A 26,086-nucleotide genomic window follows, 5' to 3' on the forward strand; every position below is an offset into this window, starting at 1 on the left:
AGACAATGACAGAGAAAAAATTAGCTGGCAAATGGGTTATTGCACGCTTTCAACATGAAACCAATACCTTTTCGCCGATTCCCACACCGCTCGAGGCATTCAATCCAAGGTGGGGTGAAGATGCTTATCACGATCAGAAGAACGCCAGAACAGCCATGGGTGCGTTTATACAAATCGCCCAAGAAGAAAATGTTGAGATCATTACCCCTGTTAGTGCTTATGCCAATCCAAGCGGCACGGTATGCGCTCAAGCGTACGATAAAATTTGTGACAGTATCGTAGCTGCAGTTCAGGAAGGATGTGATGCGATTCTCTTAGATCTGCATGGCGCGATGGTTTCTGAAGAAGCAGTTGATGGAGAAGGCACTCTATTGCAAAGAATTAGAGCAATAGCGCCTAACATCCCTCTTGCAGTGGCGCTTGATTTACACGGTAATGTGACGCCTGCCATGGTTCAACATAGCGATGTCATGGTCAGCTTCAAAACGTATCCTCATATTGATATGTATGAAACTGGCGTACACGCCGGAAAATTGCTCAAAAAAATGCTGCAGGGAGATGTAAGTCCAAGCATTGCTTTCCGACAAGTCCCTGTTCTATCTCATACCCTACGTAGCAACACCAATGAAGGTGCCATGAAAGCGGTAGTCGATGCAGCTATTGAGATGGAGTCTAGGCCTGGCGTTTTAGGAATCTCCATCATGGCAGGTTTTAGTCTCGCTGATTTTGAGGGTGCTGGCATGTCCGTCATTGTGGTTGCCGATCAACACATAGACCCATCAAACGCAATCGCTTATGCAGTAGCGGATGAATTGCAGAATATGATTCTTGCCCAGGCAGATGGCTTTGTTTATGAGAGCACGCCGATTGAATTGGCTTTGATGAGAGCCGCCACTATTGCGCAAACCGCAGATAAGGGTCCGGTTCTATTGCTTGATCATAGTGACAATGTCATGTCAGGTGGGACTTGCGATACTACGGATATCCTCGAGGCCGCGCTTCAGTATGGGTTAAGCAATATTGCTGCAGGACCGATAGCAGATCCTGAAACAGTCAAAAAATTAATCAAAGTAGGCCTCAACCAGGAAGTCACCATCGAATTGGGCAATAAGTCTGGCTGGATGAGTAAAGGCAAAGCAAGACCGCCATTAAAGCTCACAGGGATTGTTAAGGCCATTAGTGATGGCAAGATCACCGTAACAGGTCCTATCTTCAATGGATCTATCTTAAACATGGGTCCCAGTGTTTTATTTCAAACTAAGGATGTGGATATCGTCATTAGCTCTGCACGGGTTGAACCTTATGACATTGCTGTGATGACCAGTCTAGGCATTCAGCTGGAAAGTAAATCATTCGTTTTACTGAAATCACGCATGTACTGTAGACCGGTTTTCTTCCCAATCAGCAAAGGCTTTGTAGAGTGCGACTCAGATCAAGGTGGCCCTACTAGCTCAAATTATGATTGGTTTGATATAAAGCACATTAGACGCCCGATCTATCCACTTGATGCCAAAACTACCTCGTAGCAAGTCGTATTTGTAACATGCTCTCTATTTTTAATGCCAATGAGTTCATTGCACTGGTACTTTTTAGTGCGGCAATGACTTTTTCACCCGGCCCAAATACGATGTTAACTACGGCAATTGCGACTAACGAAGGATTTCGTCGCACCATTCCATTTACCCTATCGGTTCCTATAGGATGGCTGTTCATCATGCTGGCTAGCGGCCTGGGCTTAGGTGCTTTAATCACCGAGGTTCCCAGCCTGAGGCTATCTATCAAATTGCTAGGTTGCTTCTATTTACTATGGCTAGCATTCAAGCTATGTCAGCGCAAGCAATTAGATGATGTAAGCACTGCAAACCTCAATATGAACTTCTTTAAAGGCGTAGTCATTCAGTTTTTAAATATTAAAGTCTGGCTTCTCGCAATTACCGTCAACGGTTCTTGGGTTATTTACACAGAAGGACAGACCACTAATAACCCAACTGAACGACTAGCCATGGCATGTGCAGTATTAATGTTCTTTGCCTTTACAAGCAATATGACTTATGCCATCACTGGAGCGCTCTTTAAAGAATGGCTTGGAACTGGTAGACGCTTGATGTTCTTTAACTACCTATTAGCCATCATGTTGATCGCTACTGCCCTATGGACCCTAAGCATTTAGAGCTAGGTATTTAATTTAAAGTGGCAAGCCACAAAGTGCCCAGGAGAAACCTCCTCCAACTTTGGCTCATCTCGCTTACAACGCTCTTGTGCGTAAATACAGCGTGTATGGAAATGACAACCACTCGGACGGTTAATAGGGCTTGGCACATCTCCACCTAAAACAATCTGCTTGCGCTGTCTCGTTGGGTCTGGAATGGGAACGGCCGATAACAAGGCTTCTGTATAGGGGTGTAATGGCCTGGAGAACAACTCTGCCGTTTCTGCCAACTCAACAACACGTCCTAGGTACATCACAGCGATTCGGTGGCTAATGTGCTTAACCACGGCTAGGTCATGCGCAATAAACAAATAGGAAACACCAAACTCTTTTTGGAGATCACCCAATAAGTTAATTACCTGTGCCTGAACTGAAACATCCAATGCAGATACAGGTTCATCACACATAATGAGTTTTGGCTTCACGGATAGGGCGCGTGCAATACCTAAACGTTGGCGCTGGCCGCCAGAAAACTCATGGGGATAGCGCAACATTTGGTCCGGTCTTAATCCCACCAAGGCAAATAACTCTTTTACTCGTTCACGACCTTCAGCCTGTGTGAGCTTCTCAAAATTACGCAAAGGCTCTGACACAATGTCAGCAGCTCGCATTCGCGGATTTAAAGAAGAATAAGGATCCTGAAAAACTGCCTGAATCTCTTTTCTGAAGGGCCGCATCTCTGAGCGCGAGAGTTCATCGATACGCTCTCCGCGCCAAAGAATTTCTCCCGCAGTAGGATCTAGTAGGCGCAGGATGGTTCTACCGACAGTCGATTTACCGCAACCGCTCTCCCCTACCAGCCCCAAAGTTTCGCCTTCATAGATGCTAAAGCTGACGCCATCAACCGCATAAACATAAGCAGCAACCTTACTAAATAAACCTTTACGAATCGGATAATGTTTACATAAATTATTAAGCTCCAAGAGCACTTTTTTACTCTTACTCATGCGCAACTCCAGCCGCAGATATTGGATTCCAGCACGAGACCCAATGACCATTGCCATGATCTTGCAAGATAGGTGATTCCTGAGTGCAACGCTCAGTAGCTACAGAGCAACGAGGCGCAAAGGCACACCCAACAATTTCCGTCTTCATCGAAGGAACCATACCTGGAATTTCCACCAGCCTCTTAGAGCTGGCATCATCTAAACGCGGCATTGAATTTAAAAGGCCTAAGGTGTATGGATGCAAAGGCTTGGCAAAGAGATCAAACACACTGGCCTCTTCTACTTTTCTGCCCGCATACATCACCACAACCCGCTGCGCCATTTCCGCAACAACTCCCAGATCGTGGGTAATTAAGATGATGGCTGCACGAGTCCGATCTCGTAGCTCACGCATGAGATTCAGAATTTGTGCCTGTATGGTCACATCTAAAGCAGTAGTAGGTTCATCTGCAATCAAAATCTCAGGATCGCAAGCTAAGGCCATAGCAATCATGATACGTTGACGCATGCCCCCTGAAAGCTGATGCGGATATTCATCAATGCGTCTGTCAGGCTCAGAAATATTTACAAGTTTTAATAATTCTAGGATTCGAGTACGTGCCTCATCTTTGGTGCAGTGCCGATGAAGCTCTAATACCTCGCTGATTTGCCTACCAATAGTCAGCACAGGATTTAATGAGGTCATCGGTTCCTGGAAGATCATAGAGATCTTATCGCCTCGAATACCCCTCATCTCATCCTCTGAGAGCTCCAAGAGATCTTTGCCATGGTAAAGAATAGAACCTGAAACAATCTTTCCAGGTGGCGATGGAATTAGGCGCAGCAAAGATAAAGAAGTGACGCTTTTGCCGCAACCTGACTCTCCAACAATCGCCAGCGTTTCGCCTTCAGAAATTGAAAAAGATACGCCATCTACAGAGCGCACTACACCATCACGCGTATAAAAATATGTGCGTAGATCTTTGACCTCTAAGATTGATTTGCCAGTGCTTTGACTCATCGCTTACATTCTCCTCGAAAGACGAGGATCCAGAGCATCACGCAGGCCGTCACCCAAATAATTGATAGCCAATACAGTGGCAGACAGAAAAATCGATGGGAACAAAATAAGGTAGCCGGCAATCTGAAATAAGCTTCTCGATTCGGCCATGATATTTCCCCAACTCGGAATATTTGGCGGTGTCCCTGCGCCGATAAACGACAGAATAGCTTCTGTGATCATTGCCGAAGCGCAGATATACGTTGCCTGAACTAGCAGTGGAGCAGCAATATTAGGCAATATATGACGTACTAAGGTTTTGATTAAAGGTGTGCCTGAAGCTGCTGCAGCTTCTACATAAGGCTGTTCACGTAAACCTAACACCAAACTACGAACTAAGCGCACTACCCGTGGCACTTCTGCCAGCGTGATCGCAATAATCACGTTTTCAATACTGGCTTTAGTTAAAGCCATCAAGGCAATCGCTAGCAAAATGGAAGGGATAGACATGAGTCCATCCATAATGCGCATCACAATGGCATCTAACCAACGTATAAAGCCCGTTACTAGTCCGATAGATAAACCAATAATCGTACTTAAAAATGCGACTGCAATACCTACAATGAGTGATACACGCGCACCATACATCACGCGACTGTAGACATCTCGGCCTAAAGCATCTGTTCCAAACCAATTATCCCAGCTAGGCGGCTTGAGACGATTCAAAGGCGCAACTGACTGTGGATCGATAGTTCCCAAGAACGGCGCAAAAATAGCGATAAAAGTCATGAGCAACAATGTTGCCGCGCCAATGACTGCAAAAGGATAGCGCTTGTATACAGAGGGCAACTGCACATTCAAAAATAAACGCACTTTTGAAATCTGCACTGACTCAGTTACCGTGTCCATAGCATTGTTATTAATCATAGGGCCTAGTAACGAATGCGAGGATCAAAAAAGACATACGACAAATCAATCATCAAGTTAATGAGGACGTAGGTCGCGGAGAAAATCAAAATTACTCCTTGAATAATGGGATAGTCACGCCGCAAAATGGCATCGACAGTTAGGCGCCCTATTCCTGGAATAGCAAAAACAGTTTCGGTCACCACTGCCCCGGAGATCAGTAGGCCGATACCAATACCGATAATCGTAATGATGGGAACGGCCGCATTTTTAAGTGCATGGTGAATCATGATGTTGCGCTCTGTTAAGCCCTTGGCCTGCGCAGTCCGAATGTAGTCTTGGGATAAGACATCTAAAACACTGGCGCGCGTAATACGGGCAATTAAGGCTGCGTATACCGTGCCCAATGCAATGCTCGGTAGAATCAAATGCTTAAACCAAGGCCAAATACCCTCGCTAATGGGGCGATAGCCCTGCACTGGCAACCAGTTTAGTTGCAAGGAAAAGAGCAGTATCAATAAGTACGCCAAAACAAAGACGGGGATAGAAAAACCCAGAACAGAAAATCCCATAATGGCGTGATCTAACTTGCTTTCAGCGCGGGCTGCTGCGATTGCACCAAGAGGCACGGAAGTCAAAATGGCTACAATTAAAGTACAAATCGTCAGAGATAAAGTGGGCTCCACTCTTTGACCAATGAGTTTGGAAACAGGCAGGCTATTAAAGATGGATGTTCCCAAATCACCATGCAGCAAAGCCCAGACCCAGGTTCCAAAGCGTACTAAGAATGGTTGATCTAGACCTAAAGATTGACGAATTCTGGCGATGTCCTCAGACGTAGCCACGTCTCCTGCAATAACGGCAGCAGGATCGCCAGGCGTGAGATACAAAAGAGAGAAAACAACAAACGCAACGACGGCCATCACGACCACCGTTGCGCCCAAGCGCCTTAAGATATATGAAAGCAAAACTGAACTCCTAAGGCTTTAATGAAAAACAAAATTACTTCTTCTCCACATTCCAGAGGAATGCCATTGGCGCCACAATAATCCCAGAGAGATTAGTACGGTATGCGGTTGGCAAAATAAACTGGGCTGTCGGAATGTAAGGCAGGAACTCAAATGCGCGAGCCTGAACTGCTTCTGCTGCTTTCTTAGCGCCTGCTGCATTAGGTGCCTCAAAATACGCTTCACGCAAAGACTCTAACTTTGGATCTGTAGGCCAGCCAAACCAAGCCTTCTCACCATTACCACGCAGGGCAAAGTTCACACCTGGATTGAGCAAGTCAGGACCAACCAGCCAAGTATGGAAGATAGACCAACCACCCTTATCAACTGGCTCTTTAGAAGTACGACGAGTAATTAAGCTGCCCCAATCGCCCGCTTGCAATTCCACATTCAAGCCCAATTTACGTAAAAGCTCTGTAGTTAAAAGGGATTGTGATTGAACGATCGGCTGATCCGCTGCAGAAATAATGACAATCTTCTCGCCCTTATAGCCAGATTCCTTAATCAAGGCTTTAGCAGCCTCAAAATCACGTTTGCCAGTTAATAAGCTAGAGCCAACATTGCTAGCCAAAGGTGTGCCGCAAGTGAAATAGGAGGCGCAAGGCTTACCATTATCTGCACTGCCAGCAATACCTAAAACGTAATCTTGTTGATTCACAACCATGGCAACTGCACGGCGGAGCTTCTCATTGTTAAATGGAGGATTTAAGAAGTTAAAACGAATCAGACCCATTGAACCCAAAGGATCGATGTTTTGTACCTTCACGCTGCTATTTTTAGCAAGCACTGGGATCAGGTCTGGAGGCATTTGCTCCCACCAGTCAGCCTCGCCATTACCCAAGGCATTTGCTGCAGTAGCTGCATCAGGAATGTACAGCCACTCTACACGATCAACCTTAACCACCTTACCGCCTGAGGCCCAAGATGGCGCTTCCTTGCGAGGAATGTAATCTGTGTTTTTGACATAAATCACTTTGCTACCAGGAACCCATTCGTCTTTCACCATCTTGAAGGGGCCTGAACCAGTAGGGTCGGTGATGTTTGTGAATGCATCCGTCTTCGCAATACGCTCTGGCATGATGAATGGCACGTTGGAAGAAGGCTTACCCAAAGCATCTAAAACGAAAGCAAATGGCTTCTTGAGTTTTAAAACAAACGTTTTATCGTTTGTTGCGCTCCAGGAATCTGTAGACTCTGCCAGTTTTTGGCCAAGACCGTCACGCTTTGACCAGCGCTCAAGTGAAGCAATCACGTCTGCAGAGCGAACCGGTGTGCCATCGTGGAACTTGAGGCCATCACGCAAAGTAAAGGTATAAGTTTTTTTGTCGGGACTTACGGTGAACTTGTCCACCATCTGTGGCTTGATTTCAAACTTACTATCCATCGCAAACAGGGTGTCATACACCATATAACCATGGTTACGAGTGATGTAAGCCGTGGTGGTGATTGGATCTAAGATCTTGAGATCAGCCTGAGCAATAAATCTCAGGGTTTTTTGCTGCTGTGCTTGTGCTGGCATTGAGATTCCGACAGTTCCAAAAGCAACTGCAAGAGGAATCACTGCCAACATTACCGAACGTCTTAATGTATTAATCATATTGTCTCCGTAATTAAACGCATTGCAAAACCAACTTTATTTTTATGAATGCCGTGCTTACAAACTTATATAACTAGACTACTGAATGGGACTACTCAAAGAAATCTTTTGCGCCTCAATTTGGTGCACCTAAGTAAGTTTTTACCATATATACAAGTTTGTGTTCTTGATATTGCTTGCCCACCAATTGAACGCCAGCCAAGCTGGATGCAGATAAGTCAAAACCTTCCTTTGTATATAAAAGGGGCATCCCTAGAATAGGCAAACCAGCAGCCCCCATGGGAAGGCTTAATTCCCTCAGTGGCTTGGAAGCCTCTGGTAAGCCACTCTCTAACACTGGCCCACACGGGGTTAAGGGCAAAGCCAGCATATCCACAGAAGCCATTATTTTGGCCATAGACTGCCGAAAGGTCTCTAGCTCGGCATAGGCGATACGAAGTACGTCGGAGTCCAGTGAGGCAGAATGCCGCAGTTCATTTATTACCGGTTTACCTAATTGGTCGGCATAGATCTCGACTTCACCGCACATCTCCCGAAAATCCTGCAAAAACTCCATCTGCAATACAGTTAATGCGCAATTAGTGGCGGCTGGAAAGCTTGGCCAGGACTGCTCAATGAATGTCACGCCAGGATTTTTTTCTGCCTCAGACATGAACTGTTGAAAGGCAGTTGCCACACCCTGCTCAACACCAGCTAGCAAACTAGGATCCCAGCCAATCTTGATGGAGAGAAGATCTGCACCAGACTTCAATACAGTAGATTTAGGCAAAAAAGAGTTGCCCAAGAAGTAATGACAATCGCCCACTGTTCGGACAATAGGGCCCACTACATCTAATGTACGAGAACGCGGAACCACCCCATCTAATGCAAATGACTCACTTGAGGGTCGCAGACCAACAATGCCACACCATGCTGCAGGCATCCGAATCGAACCCCCAGTGTCAGAGCCCAGCGCCATCGGAACAATACCCATGGCTACTGCTCTGGCGCTACCGCTGGATGACCCGCCTGATAGGCAGCCCGGTAAGTGTGGGTTTGGTACATTGCCAAAGTGGGCATTTTCACCAGTTAAACCCACCGCCCACTCATTCATATTGGTTTTACCAATCGGGATCGCCCCCCGATCGATCAGACCCTGCAATACCGAGGCTGTTTTCTCAGGCTCATGACAGTAAGCCTTAGGGCTACCAGCACTGGTATGAAATCCTGCCCAATCAATATTGTTTTTTACTGCAAATGGGATACCGCAGAGATCACCGCACTCCTCGCCCCTGCTAAGTTTGGCATCGAGCATATCCGCCATCGCCAATGCGAACTCTGGTTGGAGGCTAATGAAAGTAGGAGAAGTTGCGGAATCTAAGGTTTCTTTGCTCGCCAAACTCAGGGCAAGCTCGACCTGTGAGCAAGCTGAGCTTCTACCCGCCTTTACATCGGCCACGATATCTTGCAATGCGGGCCACAAGTGATAAGGCTTCATTGCAATGACCCGTTTTTTAGGATGTCAAATAACTCCAAATGGCTTTTTGAATAGCTGCGCATTTTGTGTCTCAGTTTTTTATAGGAATCATTCGATACTATAGTACTTATCTCAAACCCACTTCAGATCACTTTCAACCCAATCCCTACTCAAATTCAGCTCAAATTAGCCCTTAGTATTTTTATGCAAAATAAAGAAAACCTCATGACCCCCACTACGCTTGCCGCATTTTCTGCTGCCTGGAATCGCCACGATATTGATGCTCTCATGAGCTATATGAGTGATGACTGTGTTTTTCAGACTGCAGCCGGTCCTGATGCCTGCGGCTCACGGCATGTTGGTATGACGGCAGTGAGAGCTGCGTTTGAGAGTGCTTGGATCAATTTTCCGGATGCTCAATGGATCAATGATCGACACTTTGTGGATGGGAACTTTGGTGTATCAGAGTGGACTTTTACTGGAACGGCTGCCGATGGCACTCGAGTAGAGGCTGACGGTGTGGATATCTTTACCTTCAAGGACGGCAGGATTCAATTGAAAAATGCTTTTCGCAAGAATCGCCCCAACCTACCTGCAAAATAAGCCAGAATGCCCTAGACTCAATCCCCATGAAATCTGATTTACTGTATGACCCACTATATGATCCGCTGACCTCCTCAAATCCAGGGGCAGGTCGAGACTATGCTCCCAGCTACTGGGTTGCCAGCGCTGGTACCCCGCCAAAAACAGATGGTCCAATCATCCAAGACATGGATGTCGATGTTGTTGTGATTGGATCAGGATCAACCGGCGTATCGACTGCACTCTACCTAGCCCAAGAGCATGGCATTCAAGCGGTGATTTTAGAAGCCAACCAAACCGCTTGGGGCTGCTCCAGCAGAAGTGGCGGGCAAGGTCAAAATGCCAGCGGTCGTCTGTCTCGCTCTCAATGGATTGAGCGCTGGGGTTTAGATACTGCTAAAAAGCTTGATCGAGAAATCTACACTGGCTTTGAAAATTTCCAGGAACTAGTCAGTCAAATTGATTGCGATGCTACTGATGGTGGTCACCTCTATGTTGCTCATCGTCCAGAAAAAATGGCTTATTTGCAAAATGAAGCAAGGGTGCGTAAAGAGATCTTTGGGTACGATCCCTTGCTCATGAGTGCGCAAGAATTAAGAGCGCAATACTGTGATGATCATGATGCAAGTGGAGCACTTTTAGAGCGCGAGGGAATTGGTGTCCATCCACTCAAATTGACATTTGGATTACTCAAAAAAGCACAAAGCCTAGGAATAAAGATTCATACCGCTAGTCCAGCGGAGTCCTGGGAAACGATTGATGGTGTGCATCATATTCAAACGCCGGGCGGCGTAGTGCGTGCAAAACGGATTGCGATCTGTACCGGTGGCTATGGCATACAAGGATTAAAACCCATTAAGAATCGCATCCTCCCTATTCTGTCCAATTCCGTAGTCACTAGACCGCTCAGTGATGCAGAGATCGCAGCCTGCAACTTTCTTTCGCATACTTTTTTAACTGACACACGCACATTGCGCTTTTACTACCGCCTCTTAAAAGACAATCGACTTCAATTAGGCAGCCGAAGTTCTATTAGCGGTGCCGATGCCGATGCCCCTGTGCACTTAAAATTATTGACTGACGCCATTGCTAGAAAATTTCCGCCTCTTGCAGGCATTCAGATTGATTACTCCTGGTGGGGATGGGTAGATGTCAGTCACGATATGATGCCTCGCATTACTCAGCCAGACCCGACGCAAAAGGTTTGGCATGCCCTAGGTTATGGTGGCAATGGAGTTTCATTCTCTACCTGGGCTGGTAAGCGCTTGGCTGAGCTCGTTGCTGGTAGCAAGGTCAATTCAGAAGTATTTAAGCTCCCAATTTACAACTCCCCTTTAGAGTTTCCCAACCTGTTTGGGAAAGTACGATCTGAAGCCTTTGCACCATTTAGGAGATTAGGTCAGAGCTTTCTATATAAGTGGTATTGGTATAAAGATGAAAAGTAAGCTCATCATTTCAGACTTCAATTGATTTCTCTATTTCTCTATTTCTACATTAAGACTCTTATGAATCCCACTCATCGCATCCTAAGTAAGATTATTTTTAGCATCGCCCTTACCCTTGGATTGATCAATACCGGCATAGCTGCACCAGATGCGGATTGGCCTAAGAAGCCGATTCAAATGATATTGTCATTTCCTGCTGGAGGCTCAACGGATATTTTTGCTCGCAGTATTGCCGCGCCACTCGGAGAAGCTTTAGGTCAAGCCGTTGTGATTGAAAATAAACCAGGCGCTGGTGGAATGATTGGCATGACCGCTGCTGCTAAGGCCAATCCTGATGGCTACACGATTCACTTTAGCGCATTAACAAACCAGGCCATTGCACAAGCCCTCTTTAATAATCCACCGGTTGATTTGGAAAAAGATTTCATCTCAGTAGCCCAAGTTGGTTCGGTACCTCACATACTGGAAGTAAATCCCAGCGTTCCTGCAAAAAATATGCCAGAACTCATTGCCTTCATTAAGTCTAAAAACGGCAACTTTAATTACGCATCCCAAGGCAACGGCACCCTATCTCATCTAGAGGCCCAATTATTTATGCAGAGGATTGGCGCGACTGGTGTCCACATCCCTTACAAAGGGAGTAGCTTTGCTTTACCTGATTTGATAGCAGGCAATACCATGCTGATGTTTGATAGCCTTACCGCATCGTTACCGCATCTTCAAAGCGGTAAGCTACGGCCTATCGCCATTGCCTCCTCTGAGCGCTCCCCTTTACTACCCAATGTTCCAACGTTTGAGCAAGATGGCATGAAGAAATTTGATGTTGAAAACCTATTTGCTATTTATGCACCTAAAGGCACCTCACCCTCTATAGTCTCCCGCTTAGAAAAAGAAATCCGCAAAATTTTGACTAATCCTGATTTTAAAAATAGGTTGGCCAATCAAGGGATTCATCCGCAATTTGCAAACTCAGAAAGACTCACCGAGATTACGATTGCCGAACAAGCTAAATGGGCCAAGATTGTCAAAGCTGCCAATATCAAGATTGATTGATAAGCGCCTCTAATCAATAAATAGAAAAAATAATCATGTTGATATCCCCTCCTTTTGGTAGTCGCGCCCCTGTTTTAGCTAAAAACACGGTTGCGAGCTCTCAACCGCTAGCCACTCAGGCTGGTATTGAAGCTCTACAGAGTGGCGGCAACGCAGTGGATGCGGCACTTGCAACCGCAATCACACTCACCGTTGTTGAGCCCACGATGAACGGCATAGGTGGAGATGGTTTTGCAATCCTTTGGGATGGCAAGAAGATACATGGCCTAAATGCTTCTGGTCGTGCCCCTGCATCTTGGAAGCCAGAGTATTTTGCTGGCAAAGAGGGTATGGATTTAATTGGTTGGAATACAGTCACTGTCCCCGGCGTGGTTGCTGGTTGGATCGAACTCTCCAGAAAATTTGGCAAGCTGCCCTTTGCGCAATTGTTTAAACGTGCGATCGACTATGCTGAAAATGGTTTTCCGGTTTCACCTGTTATCGCTCGTCAATGGCGTGAGGCTATCCCAATCCTTAAAAACCAACCTGGTTTTGTAGAGTCATTTTTAATTGGTGGCAAAGCACCTCAAGCGGGGCAAATCTGGAAATATCCTGCGCAAGCTAAGACTCTAAGAGAAATTGCTGCCACGGAAGGCGATTCTTTTTATAAAGGTCCACTTGCACAAAGTATGGTGGACTTTGCAGGGGCTACTGGCGGTTGCTTCACTATGCAAGACTTCGCTGATAACCAGCCGGAGTGGGTTGAGCCTCTGGCCTTTGATTATGGTGATTACACTCTCCATGAAATTCCGCCAAACGGATCTGGTATTGCCGCTCAAATTGCCTTAGGTATTTTGCAAGCAGCCAATGTGAAACAGTACCCGGCTAATTCAGCGCAACGTATTCATTTGCAAATTGAAGCTATGCGGATGGCGTTTGCTGATGTTTATGCCTACGTTTCCGATGCACGCTCTATGCAAATGCCAGTGAGCTCTCTTTTAAATAGAGATTACTTGGCCAGTCGCGCAGCCATGATTGATAACAACAAGGCTGGTAGCTATGGGCCTGGAGATCCTCATTCAGGCGGCACTGTTTACTTATGCGCCGCCGATGAATCCGGCATCATGATTTCTTATATTCAATCCAACTTCAAAGGCTTTGGTTCTGGAGTAGTTGCCCCAGGTGGCATTGCTTTCCATAATCGCGGCATGAGCTTCCGATTAGAGGATGGGCACCCCAATCAAGTTGCACCAGGCAAGCGACCTTTTCACACCATTCTTCCCGCCTTCCTCACTAAGGATGGCAAACCCACTATGGCATTTGGTGTGATGGGCGGCAATATGCAACCACAAGGTCATATTCAATTTGTGATGCGCTTTGTAGATGAATACCTGAATCCACAAGCCTGTTCTGATGCGCCACGTTGGCGTATTGATGATGTAGGCAAGCTCACTGTGGAAGCGGCAATGCCCCAGAGCGTGGTTGATGGATTGAAAGCGCTAGGACATGAGGTTGCTGTACAACCAGCGAACAGCTTGGACTTTGGCAGTGCGCAAGCAATTGCCAGGCTCTCAGAAGATGCCGACTCTGCTTATATTGCTGGCAGCGATCACCGTAGAGATGGATTGGCAGCTGGCTTCTAAAGAAGTTAAATAGCAAAAGCCTCTTGTAGCACGCCAAGACTGGCAGATAGGGTTTTTGGATTGCTCTTGCCCACTTTCTTGACCAAGCGCGCTTTATCAACAGCTCTAATTTGATCTAAAAGAATTAGCCCCTTCTTGCCATCGTGCGTAATAGGCACTCGAAAGCCCGCAGGTCTACCCTTGCTAGTCATAGGCGCAACAATGATGGTGCACAAATGGTCATTTAACTCTTGAGGTGATACCACAATACAAGGACGTGTTTTTTTAATTTCACTTCCGATCATAGGATCTAAATTAATAAGCCAAATTTCTCCACGAGAAACGATGCTCCTTACCAAACCCAATCCCCATCTTCTTCGTTTGCAAACTCTCCAAGCACCAACTTATCCTCGACAACCTTTGCAAGGCTTTGGGCATCTTGAGCCCAATGCTCTCTCACAGTATTTTTAGGCTTACTTAAAACAATTTTTTCTCCGTCGACCGACATCTCAACAATCTCCTTTATCCCGGATTGTTCAAGAATAATCTTTGGGATAACCACGCCTTTAGAGTTGCCAATAGCTCGAATGGCTACCTGTAGTGGCACTCTAGTTTCAGCATTGGATTTATGGCTCTTATTCATAGTAACAACAATGTTATTACATAAGCCGGCAGACGTCAAATAAGAAAAAATAGCCTTATTTAGAAGGCAAGCAATTCAGATAGAAACGCTTGATCTCTTGATCGCAGCTCACATCTCTGGGCTCAATCGGCCTCTGTAGAGAAATGCCCTCAATCGTTTTACAACGGCTTAGGGCAACATAGACTTGTCCCGAGGCAAACGCTCCTGATGAAAGATCTACTTTCACTTTATCAAGTGTTTTGCCCTGGCTCTTATGAATCGTTACAGCCCAAGCCAACATGAGCGGTATCTGAACATAAGTGCCGATAATGCTCGGGGAGATCTTCCCTGACATCATGTCGTGATCATAGCGATAAGATTCCCACTGATGGCCTGTGACTTCAACAGTATTTGAATACGGCCCGTTTTGCACCATCACCTTCACTTTATCTGGCAATAACTCACGCACTACGCCAATAGTGCCATTGACCCAGCGCTTAGGAAATCCAGGATCCGTTGCAGTGAACATCACTTTGGCGCCAACCTTGAGTACCAAATTATTGGGTGATGGCAAGTTACGCTCATCAATATTAAATTTACCGGTCGACTGACCTGCGTAGACCTTACCGTCAACGGTAATTGCGCGCAAGCCAGCACCATTGATTTGATCTGCTCGTGCATTCGTAGTGGTCAGAGTAATGGTCTGCTCATCTATCTCAGCATCTTTGCGATAGCACTGTGTATTTAGAGTATCAAGAGCCTCATCAATGTCATGATTAATTCGAATGCGATTTAATAAGCCTGCGAAGTGCTCATCCTTTTGACGGAAGATCCTAGAGAGCTCTACCATCGTGACATCTTTTCGATGCAAGGCCATAGCGCAAAAGAAATAGGGTCCTTCGTAACCACGCTCTGACAAGACTTGCATATCTGCACTAGAAACTACTGGTGGCAGCTGAAATAAATCCCCCACAAACATCACCTGAATACCACCGAAGGGTTTGCCCTTTTGCGGACCGTTCTCGCGCAGAAATAAATCCATTGCATCTACGACATCAGCACGTACCATCGAGATCTCATCAATGATGAGTAAGCGGATATCTTTATAAAGGCGTTTATCACGCAGCGGCTTGATATCTTCCTCAGGGAAAATAAGTCGCGGTGGTAATCTAAAGAAGGAATGGATTGTCACCCCTTTAACCTGAAGAGCGGCAACCCCTGTTGGTGCAACTACCACGACGTTGCCAGGAATGGTCTCTCGTAGGTAGCCGATGAGGGTTGTTTTACCGGTGCCCGCTTTTCCGCTAACGAATATATAAGGATCGTGACGCTCAATAGCCTCAATTACCGCTTGGTAATCGGGGGTAATTTCAATTTCAGAAGAATCTACTGCGGAATTAGTCATTCCCTATTGTTTCACGGCATCGGCTACACAACGAAATCCGATATAAACCACAGCAATATCGCCAGGCTTGGATTCAACATCGCTCTCTTGCTGTCTATCAGGGCCATACCACCACGATGCTCCACGAGTGATGTAGCCGCCATTGCGCTCTGTAGCAGTCCATTCCCATACATTACCGCCCATATCAAACAAGCCATTGACGCTAGGCTTGGTTGAGCCAGTAATCACGTGTCCAGCGCCTCGGTTCAGAGCGCCGGCCGGTGCAAGGCCTTTGTAGTCACCACAACCACTTAGACAATGAGATGCCTCAGGAGTGCTGCCACCTGGGTATAGGTAACGCTGACCCTTGATATATCCAGTCGGCGGATTGCTTCTTTGCTCCAAGAATGCGGCACTCGTCCATTCGGCATCTGTTGGCAAACGTTTACCAAAATAGCGACAAATAGATTCAGCCTCTTTCTGGTTTAGATGAACTGCAGGCTCAGCATCTTTTGCAATCACACCGTATGGCGTCTTCCAAGTCCACCCTGGCTTTTGAACAAAGCCGGACTCATAAGACAATCCGCCACCCTTCTTTTCAGCAGCACTGACAAACTCCGTAGATGACGCATACATCTTTACATCAGCAATATTCATCTCGGTTTGATCCCACATCAAATTTCCAATCTGTATTGAAGTAATAGTTGAACTAGGAGCGCCTTGACTTAGGGTAGATCTGAGCATGAAATACGAGGCCACAATACTGAGCAAGACACCAAAGATAATTGGAAAGACATCAAATTTTTTCATATACAGTAGAAATTTTGTAAGCATATTAGAACTCGAAAACTACGCTTAGTATTGAAATGTTTTGCTGTCAGGGGCAAACGTATGGCGCATAAAAGTCTAAATTGGTAATTCAGGGTTGAAAAGTAAAAAGCCCCTGATTCAGGGGCTTTTTACTCGAAGACTATGGGGCGAACGACGGGGCTCGAACCCGCGACAACCAGAATCACAATCTGGGACTCTACCAACTGAGCTACGTCCGCCACTGAAGATCACAAATTATAGCTTTTCAGCTAAAAAACTGTCAAAAACACAGTATTTCCAGGTTCTTAGGCTGTTTCGAACTCAAAAGCGGCCCAATCTCCAAGGCACAGACTCGCATCGATAAAGAAATCCAATATGGCTGACTTGCTCTGAACTTTGGCCAAAGCATGGTGATCTGAGAGACGCTGGCGCCAATATCGTGACCCTGCCCTGCCATGAGCTAAGCCCAAAATATGCCTTGTGAATGCGCCAATATAAAAAAGTTTTCCTTTGGCTTGGCATTCATCAAACCAAGCCTGAACTTGCATCACTAGGGCAATCTGAATGCGATGCCACTCAGTTTCACTAAAGAGATAGCCGGCAGCATCACCATCGGTATTGATCATGTCATCCCAACCTAAGAGCAGCGCAGGAAAATGATATGCCATCCTTCCCACCATGAAGCCATCAAAATCATTCCAATGGCCAGCGATTTGCTCATTAGTTTCCAGGCCGCCATTGAGCAGTACTTTGAGATTCGGAAATTGCTTTTGCGCATCCAATCTTAGCTTTGCAGCTACTTCATAACGCAATGGCGGTTTGCTACGATTCTCTTTTGGCGATAAACCTTTGAGCACAGCATTGCGTGCATGAATCGTTACCTGACTCGCACCAGCATCAGCTACTGCAAGAATAAAGTTCAGTGCAAATTGGTAGTCGGCTTCTGAATTTGCAGCATCCATTGAGTCTAAGCCTAAGCGATGCTTTACAGAAATTGGTATATTTACCGCTTTCTTCATTGCCTTTACACAGTCTGCAACTAAATTAGGCTCAGCCATTAAACAAGCGCCAAAAGCTCCGCGTTGAACGCGCTCTGAGGGACAGCCACAATTGAGGTCAATTTCATCGTAGCCCCACTGCTTCGCTAATTCGGCAGACCTTGCCAAATCCGTTGGCTCTGATCCCCCAAGCTGAAGAACAACAGGGTGTTGATCTTGTGAGTAATCTAAATGGCGCGGGACATCACCATGCATCAATGCGCCAGAAGTAACCATCTCCGTGTAAAGCACAGCCTCTTTAGTAAGCGTGCGGTGAAAAGAGCGGCAATGGCGATCCGTCCACTCCATCATGGGGGCGACTGCTAAACGTTTCTTTGGAGTATTGATCATGAACTTCGATTAAATGGCAATTGATAGTCATTTTAAATGCATAAAGGCAACCGAAGCTGCCCTTACTCTAGATGCTCTTGATAGCTAGTTTATTTAGAAAGCTTCGCCTCTAACTCAACCGCAAGATCTAAAGCGCCCATATAACCGGACTTCAGATGATTCGGTAGATCTGGATCACCCACCATTGCGCCTAAGGTTTCAACCAAGCTAAATACTAAGCCTTTAGCTGCGCCAGCGGCAATCGTATTGTTCGCCACAGCTTCATCAATATGATTTACTGCATCTAGAAAATAATCATGTCCAGGGAGTCCATCTGGACCTAAGGGCTCTTGAGTTTCTTTCATTTTCAATTTCCTTGATTCGTTTTTTAAATCATTTGATCTGCTTTGTAGAAAAACTTGCGTGCATAAGCAAGAATTTCTTTATCAGTAGGATGATCAACCGTTTCTACGCCAACAATTTTTTCTGCGATATTGGCATCATGCTTGTGCGCGTGCTTGATGAGCTCTAATTTTGCTGAACCTGGACCAAGAATCAAAATTTCTTTGGATTCATTCACGGCATTGATGACTGAATGCAAATACTTGGAATCTAAAGCGACTTTGCCACTACCGACTTCATTGGCTTTGTGATGCAGATGAGTGTGGGTGCTTTTGCTGCGAATCACTTCGGCTTCGCTAGCCTCCTCACTTAAGAATATGACGTGAGCTTCTTTATGGTCAATCCAAATTACTGCATGGTTTAGTGACATATGGTTCCTATTGTTGATAGTGGCTACCACTTCAGAATACTCCAGCAGAGAGCTAGTTTCATGTCAAAATTTGATTTAAAGCACAATAAAACCTACTTAATTACTATCTATACTGAAATCCCCTTGAATTGAGCCCCTTATGAGCAAACAATCACACCCCCTACTACCTATCCGACTAAGTACTTTTGCTATCTGTATATGCGGAACAGCTTTGAGCGGAATTGCTCTATTGATGGGTATTTTTGATTGGCCAGTCTTATTGGTTTTTGGATTGCTAACAATTGTAGGCATATACGACTGTACACAAACCAAGCATGCTATTTTGCGAAACTATCCCATTCTGGGGCATATGCGTTTTTTATTAGAATTTATTCGCCCAGAGATTAGGCAGTACTTTATTGAGGGTGATAACGATAAAACCCCCTTCTCCAGAGAGCAAAGAACTTTAGTCTATTCACGCTCGAAGGCAGTAGCCGATGAAATTCCCTTTGGCACTACTTTAGATGTAATGGCACCAGGCTACCAATGGATCAATCAATCATTAGCGCCCACCCACTTACCTAGCCATGATTTTCGAATAGAGATTGGCGGCAAGGATTGCAAACAAAAGTATTCAGCCAGTATTTTCAATATCTCCGCTATGAGCTTTGGGTCCTTGAGCGCTAATGCCATTCTTGCCTTAAACCTAGGCGCTAGAAAAGGTGGGTTTGCTCATGACACTGGTGAGGGCTCCATCTCCCATTACCATCGCGTTCATGGTGGAGACCTCATTTGGGAAATTGGCTCAGGTTATTTTGGCTGCCGCAATCCTGATGGCGGCTTTAACGCAGACAAGTTCAAAGAAAATGCCTTAGACCCTCAGGTCAAGATGATTGAAATCAAACTCAGCCAAGGAGCCAAGCCTGGACATGGCGGGATATTACCTGGACCCAAAGTCACTGCCGAGATTGCTGCCGCTCGCGGAGTTAAAGAAGGCGAAAGCTGTATTTCCCCATCCTCACATAGTGCATTTTCAACACCATTAGAGATGATGCACTTCATTCAAAAACTTCGTGATCTCTCGGGTGGAAAACCGGTTGGTTTTAAACTTTGCATAGGCCACCCCTGGGAATGGTTTGGCTTGGTAAAAGCTATGTTAGAAACTAATATTCATCCAGACTTTATCGTGGTTGATGGCTCTGAGGGTGGCACTGGAGCATCGCCAGTAGAGTTTACTAATCACGTTGGCACACCGCTACAAGATGGCTTGCGCCTGGTACACAATACCTTAATGGGGGTTAATTTACGCGACAAGATCAAGATTGGCTGCTCGGGCAAAGTCATTAGTGCTTTTGATATGGCCGTTACATTTGCACTGGGGGCAGACTGGTGCAATAGCGCTCGCGGCTTTATGTTCTCCATTGGCTGTATTCAAGCTCAAGTCTGCAACACCGGCTTTTGTCCAACTGGTGTTACCACCCAAGATCCGATCAGGCAGAAGGCCTTAGTTGTAACGGACAAATCTGAGCGTGTATTTAATTTTCATAATGAAACTCTGAAAACTTTAAAAGAACTTGTTGAGGCAGCAGGACTAAATCACCCAACTGAAATAGATGCCCATCATATTATTCGTCGCATAAGCAAAAATGAGGTGAGACTTTTATCTTTCTTACTCCCCGAGATGCCTGCAGGATTGCTGCTAAAAGCAGAGCATATTGATCCAGGACTGAACCTACCGAGAGTATTTGAGCTCTATTGGCATCGCTCTCAAACCCAAAGTTTTGCTGAGTTAAAAATTTAAGTGCTGAAGACTCTTAAATGATCTCAACTCCTCAATTATTGGGTCTTGGAATTCAATACCATATGCCAGTAACTGTAATGGCCTTGAAAAATCTAAATCATATTCTTGGTAAGGCGTGAGGATAGGGTAAATCTGGTCATTCTTAATAGCGATATTGAGGGCATTGAGATGGGAACGCAGTTGATGCTTTTTACCGCTACCTGGTGTTAATCGGTATTTAGCCCATGACTTGTTTTTTTCTATGAGTTCAATAAGTGTATCCGAGTTTGGCTCACCCTCAACTTCTTGCATCTGCAGAAAATGTTCCGATTCTTGAATGCGGCTTTGATAAGTCATGGGAAGTTGTTTTTCTAATTCTTCAGAGTATGGCGCTATTGCCTCATAAACCTTGTTGACCACCCTATCCCTGAACAAATTTTGGTATTGAGCTCGTTCACTTTGGTTAACTGAAAAGATAACCAGCCCTGCTGTATCACGATCAATGCGATGTATTGGGCTGAGTGTTTGGATGCCTGTTTTTTTCTTGAGTCGATTTAATAAGGTTTGATGTAGGTAAAGTCCGCTTGGTGTTACCGGCAAAAAATGGGGTTTATCTGCAACCAGAATATGTTCGTCCTGAAAAAGAATCTGCTCTTCAAAAGGAATGTCAGGCTCACGAGTCAGACGTCGGAAGTACAGCAGATGAATATTTGGCAGGTAAGGACTATTTGCGGCAAGGGCTTGGCCATCTTGATCTAGGATGAGGCCTTCATCGAAACGTTGCTCCCACTCATCTCCTGGAATGTGGGGAAATTGCTCTATAAAGAATTGCAGTAAATTCAGGTGAGATTGATCAGCAGGCAAATATACCCGCGATGCTGACACTCCTTCTGAGTTGATTTGCATATGAATAGAACTCCATTATTTGAAACCCTATTTTATGCTTTTACTTGGCCTGACCAAATACGGGATCGCGCTTTTCCAGGAATGCAGTAATACCCTCTCGATAGTCACTTCCCATATACACATTCTTGCGCAAGGATTGTAGGTGCTCAAATACGGCGGGGTTCATGACTGCGGCATCAGAAAGCATTTGCGCTTGGGCTTTGAGCACAGAGTTAGCCTGGGGTGAACGCGAAGCAATAGTTCGAGCCATTTGGTAAGTTTTTAGCTCTAGTTCGCCTGAAACATACAGATGATTCAAGATGCCGATCTGTAAAGCGCGATCTGCACCAATGGGGTCAGCAGTCAGGAACATTTCTTTAACAACATTCAAGGGCATACGTGACATGAAGTGCAAAATGCCGCTTGCGGTATAAGGTAGACCCAACTTGGCTGGTGTAATTGCAAAGGTGGAGTCATGATCACCAATAGCAATATCGCAACTCATGATTAAATCAGTCGAAGCACCCCATACCGAACCATCTACCATGGCTATCACCGGCGCTCTAAAGGCTCTGATGGATTGCAGCAAAACCATGACAGGGTCATCAGCGGGTAAGGGATCCCGCTCTGATCTAGGCAATTCCATCACATCATGACCTGCAGACCAAACTTTATTCTTTTGATCCGATCTCAAAACCAAGACCCGCACATCTTGCTTGCTAAACTCTTCTAGCGCGTGGTGCATCTCTTCTATTAAGCACTCACTTAATGCATTACGCTTTTCGTAGTGATTAAACCGAATTGTTGCGATTAAATCAGCCTGCTCTGTTTTGATATATTGATAGTTCAAAGTATTGTCTCTAATTTTATGTTTACGTCTTTTTAGGCTGCAATCAAAATATCGCCTAACTCCATCTTCTCCCACCAGATAAAGGGTAAAAGATAGACTGGCTCGCCAGCATCCTGAAGAATTTCCAGCGCCCCATCATTGGTCTTGTTAGCCTCATACTTTCCAGGATTGAGAGGTCTGCAGCCATTATCCGTACCGTCATTACGACGCATTCTGGCAATAATACTGCGAGTGATGTAGACGACCATATTTCCTCCTGGCTATTGACCAACCAAATAGGCTGACTCATAACTACAACTTATTCCCACCTGAAATGGGGATTGGCATCTAAATGCCCTGTTTTTGACGTGTTCTGCCCAAATCTGGGCATACCTCACCTTTACGCACCCATCTTGTGCGTCGTAATAATGCACCCTTGTGGTGAACTTATAGACTTTGAGTCATGTCTATACACGCCGCCCTACACCACGTTACCGAATATATATATGACCGCCCAGTCAAACTGGGACCGCAGGTAATTCGTCTACGACCGGCACCTCATTGCCGTAGCCATATTCTTTCTTACTCTCTCAAGATTGAGCCTGAAGGTCATTTCATTAACTGGCAACAGGATCCATTTTCAAACTATCAAGCGCGCTTGGTTTTTCCTGAACCAACGACGCACTTTAAAGTAACAGTCGATCTCGTTACAGAAATGGCCGTATACAACCCATTTGATTTCTTTTTAGAGCCAGATGCTGAAGACTACCCCTTTACCTACAGCCAAGATCTGAAGAAAGAGTTGCGCCCTTACCTCGGTAAAAAGAGAAATGACGGCGTCAACAAATACTTTAAAACGGTTGATCGCAGCAAGATGCGCACGATCGATTTTTTAGTTGCACTCAATCAAAAAGTTCACAAGGATATTAGCTACACCATTCGAATGGAGCCTGGAGTACAGACCCCAGAAGAGACATTAAAACTTCGCAGTGGTTCTTGTCGTGATTCTGCTTGGTTAATGGTGAATCTCTTGCGTCTTTGCGGACTCGCGTCGCGCTTTGTTTCAGGCTATCTCATACAGCTCAAGCCAGATGTGAAAGCGCTGGATGGACCGAGTGGAACAGAGGTAGATTTCACCGACTTGCACGCCTGGTGTGAGGTGTATTTGCCAGGTGCAGGATGGATTGGTTTGGACCCGACTTCCGGCCTATTTGCTGGCGAAGGCCATATTCCTGTTGCCTGCACCCCTGAACCTTCAGGTGCAGCCCCGATTGAAGGTGGTGTTGACGAATGTGAAGTGCAATTTGCTCACTCCATGGAGGTTACTCGCATTTATGAGGCACCCCGAGTAACCAAACCATATACCGAAGAACAGTGGCAAGCTATTGTCGACCTGGGTCATCAAGTTGATAAGCAATTGGTTGCAGGCGACGTTCGCTTGACCATGGGTGGTGAGCCTACTTTTGTATCCGTTAATGGTCGCGATGAACGTGAATGGAATGTAGATGCATTAGGACCAACGAAGCGGGGTTACGCAACCGATTTAGTAGAAAAGCTTCGTAAGGAATATGGCGATGGTGGCTTCCTTCATTTTGGTCAAGGCAAATGGTATCCAGGAGAGCAGCTCCCTCGTTGGGCTTTGTCAATCTATTGGAGGGCTGATGGACAGCCTATTTGGAAAAATCCCAAACTCTTCGCCGATGAACGCCATCCTACTAACTACACCAGTAAAGATGCTGAAAAATTTGTCTACACACTTTCCAAAAAATTAGGTTTAGCGGATAAATTTATCGAACCCGCTTATGAAGATGTTTTTTATTACCTCTGGCGGGAATCTAAGCTACCTGTCAACGTTGATCCTTTCAAATCAAACCTAGATGATGAGATGGAGCGTACTCGCTTAAAGCGGGTCTTCACGCAGAAATTAGATTCCGTGGTGGGATACGTCCTCCCTATCGAAGCGAATGAAGGAAAGAATTACCTGGATACCGCTTGGAAGACGGGTCCTTGGGAATATCGTGATGATCGCCTCTATCTGTTACCAGGTGATTCGCCGATGGGCTATCGACTTCCCCTCGAGTCCCTACCCTGGGTTAGTAAAGCAGACTACCCCTATCTCATTGAGCAAGATCCCTTTGCTCCTAGACCGCCATTAAATAGTCAAGCGTCAATTGTTCACCAACAACAACCAGCCCGTAAAGAATTTACAGCGTCTGGCAAAACGATTTGGAGTCAGTCGCAAGAAGTAAGGCATCCTAAACGACAAGAATCAGCCGCATGGGTTACTAGAACAGCGATGTGCGTAGAAGCGCGTGACCCAATGCGCTCCAATGGACCTAAGGCTGAGAATGAGCATGGCGGTAAGTCAGGCGTGCTATATGTCTTCATGCCCCCACTCGCTCGTCTTGAAGACTATCTCAATTTACTGGAGGCGGTAGAAGCAACTGCTGAAGAACTTCAGTTTCAAATTGTGCTGGAGGGATATACCCCACCACGCGACCCACGCTTGAAGTTATTACAGGTGACACCAGATCCAGGCGTTATTGAAGTCAATATTCATCCAGCCCATAACTGGGGCGAATTGGTTGAGCATACGGAATTCTTATATCAAGCTGCTTTTGAATCTCGCCTTTCTGCTGAGAAATTTATGGCGGATGGCCGTCATACCGGTACAGGTGGTGGCAATCACTTTGTGATGGGTGGTGCAACGCCGATTGATAGTCCGTTCTTACGCAAACCTGAGCTCTTGGCCAGCCTGATTTTGTATTGGCACAACCACCCGAGCTTGAGCTATCTCTTTAGCGGCATGTTTATTGGACCAACCAGTCAAGCACCTCGCGTGGATGAAGCACGCAATGACCAAATCTACGAATTAGAAATCGCGCTGAAAGAAATTCGTGAGAATCGCAAGAAGTTTGGCCAAAGCATGCCGCCATGGCTGGTCGATAGAACCCTACGCAATATCCTGATTGATGTCACTGGCAACACCCATCGCAGTGAGTTCTGTATTGATAAGATGTATTCACCAGATAGTCAAACGGGTCGCTTAGGCCTACTAGAATTACGTGCTTTTGAAATGCCTCCACATGCGCATATGAGCATTGTTCAGCAATTACTCATTCGCGCCTTGATAGCTCGCTTCTGGGATAAGCCTTATGAGGCACCAATGACGCGCTGGGGAACTGAACTCCATGACCGCTGCCTCTTGCCAACATTTATCAAAATGGACTTTGATGATGTCATTCAAGAGATGCAAATGCACGGCTACGACTTTAAGCCGGAGTGGTTTGCACCTCACCTTGAATTCCGCTTCCCGCTCATTGGACAATTGCAAACTATGGGTACAGAAATCACCTTACGCAATGCACTTGAACCATGGCACGTTATGGGCGAGGAAAATGCTGCAGGTGGTACAGCACGCTATGTTGACTCCTCATTAGAGAGAATTGAATTACGCGTTACCGGCTTAAATCAAAGCCGCTACACCATCACCTGCAATAGCGAGCCTTTGCCACTCCAGCCAACAGGTGTTGCGGGAGAGTATGTAGCAGGCGTTCGTTATAAGGCTTGGAATCCTCCATCTAGCCTGCACCCTAGTATTGGCATTCATGTTCCATTGATTTTTGATGTGATCGATACCTGGAATAAACGCTCCGTGGGGGGCTGCCAGTATCACGTTGCCCATCCTGGCGGCCGAAACTACGATAACTTCCCTATCAATGCCTATGAGGCAGAGAGTCGCCGTCTTTCTCGCTTCTTTAGGATGGGCCATACCCCAGGAACTGTTGAAGGGGTTCAGGCGAATATTGACCTCCCGGCTAGCAAGGAATTTCCATTTACGCTGGATATGCGGCGGTGAGACAATAGTTTGTGGAC

24 protein-coding genes and 1 tRNA gene are annotated in these 26,086 nt (G+C 45.9%); 8 read left to right on the plus strand and 17 right to left on the minus strand.

Translation table 11 applies throughout. From position 1 onward, the window contains the following. Positions 1–5: 5 nt before the first annotated feature. Entirely contained in the window at positions 6–1,526 is a 1,521-nt protein-coding gene (locus ICE89_RS03270) for a M81 family metallopeptidase (protein WP_216264835.1), read from the plus strand. 17 nt (positions 1,527–1,543) lie between these two features. Next, positions 1,544–2,170, plus strand: a complete 627-nt coding sequence (locus ICE89_RS03275; RefSeq protein WP_216264836.1) for a LysE family translocator — start codon at positions 1,544–1,546, stop codon at positions 2,168–2,170. A 2-nt stretch (positions 2,171–2,172) separates the two neighbouring features. On the opposite strand, the gene ICE89_RS03280 is transcribed toward ICE89_RS03275, so the two are convergent. From ICE89_RS03280 to ICE89_RS03305, 6 genes are all read right to left on the minus strand, one after another. Then, entirely contained in the window at positions 2,173–3,156 is a 984-nt protein-coding gene (locus tag ICE89_RS03280; protein WP_216264837.1) for an ABC transporter ATP-binding protein, read from the minus strand. After that, the gene (locus ICE89_RS03285) at positions 3,149–4,156 is read right to left on the minus strand and encodes an ABC transporter ATP-binding protein (protein WP_216264838.1); all 1,008 of its coding nucleotides are present in this window, start codon (positions 4,154–4,156) and stop codon (positions 3,149–3,151) included. The genes ICE89_RS03280 and ICE89_RS03285 overlap by 8 nt, the downstream gene beginning before the upstream one ends. Positions 4,157–4,159: 3 nt before the next feature. Then, positions 4,160–5,062: an ABC transporter permease gene (locus ICE89_RS03290; protein ID WP_255558641.1), complete on the minus strand. Its 903-nt coding sequence runs from the start codon at positions 5,060–5,062 to the stop codon at positions 4,160–4,162. A gap of 5 nt (positions 5,063–5,067) precedes the next feature. After that, positions 5,068–6,009 carry an ABC transporter permease gene (locus tag ICE89_RS03295; protein ID WP_216264839.1) on the minus strand — a complete coding sequence of 314 codons (942 nt, stop codon included), beginning with the start codon at positions 6,007–6,009 and terminating at the stop codon, positions 5,068–5,070. 34 nt (positions 6,010–6,043) lie between these two features. Next, positions 6,044–7,645 carry an ABC transporter substrate-binding protein gene (locus ICE89_RS03300; RefSeq protein WP_216264840.1) on the minus strand — a complete coding sequence of 534 codons (1,602 nt, stop codon included), beginning with the start codon at positions 7,643–7,645 and terminating at the stop codon, positions 6,044–6,046. 115 nt (positions 7,646–7,760) lie between these two features. After that, positions 7,761–9,122 carry an amidase gene (locus ICE89_RS03305; RefSeq protein WP_216264841.1) on the minus strand — a complete coding sequence of 454 codons (1,362 nt, stop codon included), beginning with the start codon at positions 9,120–9,122 and terminating at the stop codon, positions 7,761–7,763. 183 nt (positions 9,123–9,305) lie between these two features. Between ICE89_RS03305 and ICE89_RS03310 the strand changes: the two genes are divergently transcribed. From ICE89_RS03310 to ICE89_RS03325, 4 genes are read left to right on the plus strand one after another with little or no spacing between them, the layout of a single operon-like run. Further along, entirely contained in the window at positions 9,306–9,704 is a 399-nt protein-coding gene (locus ICE89_RS03310; RefSeq protein ID WP_216264842.1) for a nuclear transport factor 2 family protein, read from the plus strand. 26 nt (positions 9,705–9,730) lie between these two features. Next, positions 9,731–11,128 carry an FAD-binding oxidoreductase gene (locus ICE89_RS03315; RefSeq protein WP_216264843.1) on the plus strand — a complete coding sequence of 466 codons (1,398 nt, stop codon included), beginning with the start codon at positions 9,731–9,733 and terminating at the stop codon, positions 11,126–11,128. A 60-nt stretch (positions 11,129–11,188) separates the two neighbouring features. Then, positions 11,189–12,181 carry a tripartite tricarboxylate transporter substrate binding protein gene (locus tag ICE89_RS03320; protein ID WP_216264844.1) on the plus strand — a complete coding sequence of 331 codons (993 nt, stop codon included), beginning with the start codon at positions 11,189–11,191 and terminating at the stop codon, positions 12,179–12,181. 35 nt (positions 12,182–12,216) lie between these two features. Beyond that, complete coding sequence (locus tag ICE89_RS03325) at positions 12,217–13,803, plus strand: gamma-glutamyltransferase family protein (protein WP_216264845.1); 1,587 nt, start codon at positions 12,217–12,219, stop codon at positions 13,801–13,803. Between the two features lie 5 nt (positions 13,804–13,808). Here ICE89_RS03325 and ICE89_RS03330 read toward each other — a convergent pair whose 3' ends face one another. The 8 genes from ICE89_RS03330 to ICE89_RS03365 form a co-directional block, all read right to left on the minus strand. Beyond that, positions 13,809–14,129: a type II toxin-antitoxin system PemK/MazF family toxin gene (locus ICE89_RS03330; protein ID WP_216265015.1), complete on the minus strand. Its 321-nt coding sequence runs from the start codon at positions 14,127–14,129 to the stop codon at positions 13,809–13,811. A 5-nt stretch (positions 14,130–14,134) separates the two neighbouring features. Beyond that, positions 14,135–14,425, minus strand: coding sequence for an AbrB/MazE/SpoVT family DNA-binding domain-containing protein (locus ICE89_RS03335; RefSeq protein ID WP_216264846.1), 291 nt, complete (start codon positions 14,423–14,425; stop codon positions 14,135–14,137). Between the two features lie 55 nt (positions 14,426–14,480). After that, positions 14,481–15,809, minus strand: a complete 1,329-nt coding sequence (locus ICE89_RS11750) for an ATP-dependent RecD-like DNA helicase (RefSeq protein ID WP_216264847.1) — start codon at positions 15,807–15,809, stop codon at positions 14,481–14,483. A gap of 3 nt (positions 15,810–15,812) precedes the next feature. Then, the gene (locus tag ICE89_RS03345) at positions 15,813–16,622 is read right to left on the minus strand and encodes an SUMF1/EgtB/PvdO family nonheme iron enzyme (protein WP_216264848.1); all 810 of its coding nucleotides are present in this window, start codon (positions 16,620–16,622) and stop codon (positions 15,813–15,815) included. Positions 16,623–16,761: 139 nt separating this feature from the next. After that, positions 16,762–16,837: transfer RNA gene (locus ICE89_RS03350), tRNA-His, on the minus strand. A gap of 66 nt (positions 16,838–16,903) precedes the next feature. Next, positions 16,904–17,986 carry a tRNA dihydrouridine(20/20a) synthase DusA gene (gene dusA / locus ICE89_RS03355; protein WP_216264849.1) on the minus strand — a complete coding sequence of 361 codons (1,083 nt, stop codon included), beginning with the start codon at positions 17,984–17,986 and terminating at the stop codon, positions 16,904–16,906. 89 nt (positions 17,987–18,075) lie between these two features. After that, positions 18,076–18,330, minus strand: a complete 255-nt coding sequence (locus ICE89_RS03360) for a hypothetical protein (protein WP_215320082.1) — start codon at positions 18,328–18,330, stop codon at positions 18,076–18,078. Between the two features lie 23 nt (positions 18,331–18,353). Beyond that, positions 18,354–18,737 carry a translational machinery protein gene (locus ICE89_RS03365; protein WP_216264850.1) on the minus strand — a complete coding sequence of 128 codons (384 nt, stop codon included), beginning with the start codon at positions 18,735–18,737 and terminating at the stop codon, positions 18,354–18,356. A 139-nt stretch (positions 18,738–18,876) separates the two neighbouring features. Between ICE89_RS03365 and ICE89_RS03370 the strand changes: the two genes are divergently transcribed. Further along, on the plus strand, positions 18,877–20,517 hold the full coding sequence (locus ICE89_RS03370) for an FMN-binding glutamate synthase family protein (RefSeq protein ID WP_216264851.1): 1,641 nt from the start codon (positions 18,877–18,879) through the stop codon (positions 20,515–20,517). On the opposite strand, the gene ICE89_RS03375 is transcribed toward ICE89_RS03370, so the two are convergent. The 3 genes from ICE89_RS03375 to ICE89_RS03385 are packed head-to-tail and all read right to left on the minus strand — an operon-like array spanning position 20,506 to position 22,479. Then, on the minus strand, positions 20,506–21,402 hold the full coding sequence (locus ICE89_RS03375) for a pseudouridine synthase (protein WP_216264852.1): 897 nt from the start codon (positions 21,400–21,402) through the stop codon (positions 20,506–20,508). The two genes, ICE89_RS03370 and ICE89_RS03375, sit on opposite strands and share 12 nt — an antisense overlap. A 40-nt stretch (positions 21,403–21,442) precedes the next feature. Then, positions 21,443–22,231, minus strand: a complete 789-nt coding sequence (scpB, locus tag ICE89_RS03380) for a methylmalonyl-CoA decarboxylase (RefSeq protein WP_216264853.1) — start codon at positions 22,229–22,231, stop codon at positions 21,443–21,445. Positions 22,232–22,263: 32 nt separating this feature from the next. Next, on the minus strand, positions 22,264–22,479 hold the full coding sequence (locus tag ICE89_RS03385) for a hypothetical protein (protein ID WP_216264854.1): 216 nt from the start codon (positions 22,477–22,479) through the stop codon (positions 22,264–22,266). Between the two features lie 194 nt (positions 22,480–22,673). On the opposite strand from ICE89_RS03385, the gene ICE89_RS03390 reads away from it, so the two are divergent. Continuing rightward, positions 22,674–26,069: a DUF2126 domain-containing protein gene (locus ICE89_RS03390; RefSeq protein WP_216264855.1), complete on the plus strand. Its 3,396-nt coding sequence runs from the start codon at positions 22,674–22,676 to the stop codon at positions 26,067–26,069. Positions 26,070–26,086: the final 17 nt, after the last annotated feature.

The sequence above is a fragment of the Polynucleobacter sp. AP-Kaivos-20-H2 genome (assembly GCF_018882215.1).
In the GTDB taxonomy this organism is placed as follows: domain Bacteria; phylum Pseudomonadota; class Gammaproteobacteria; order Burkholderiales; family Burkholderiaceae; genus Polynucleobacter.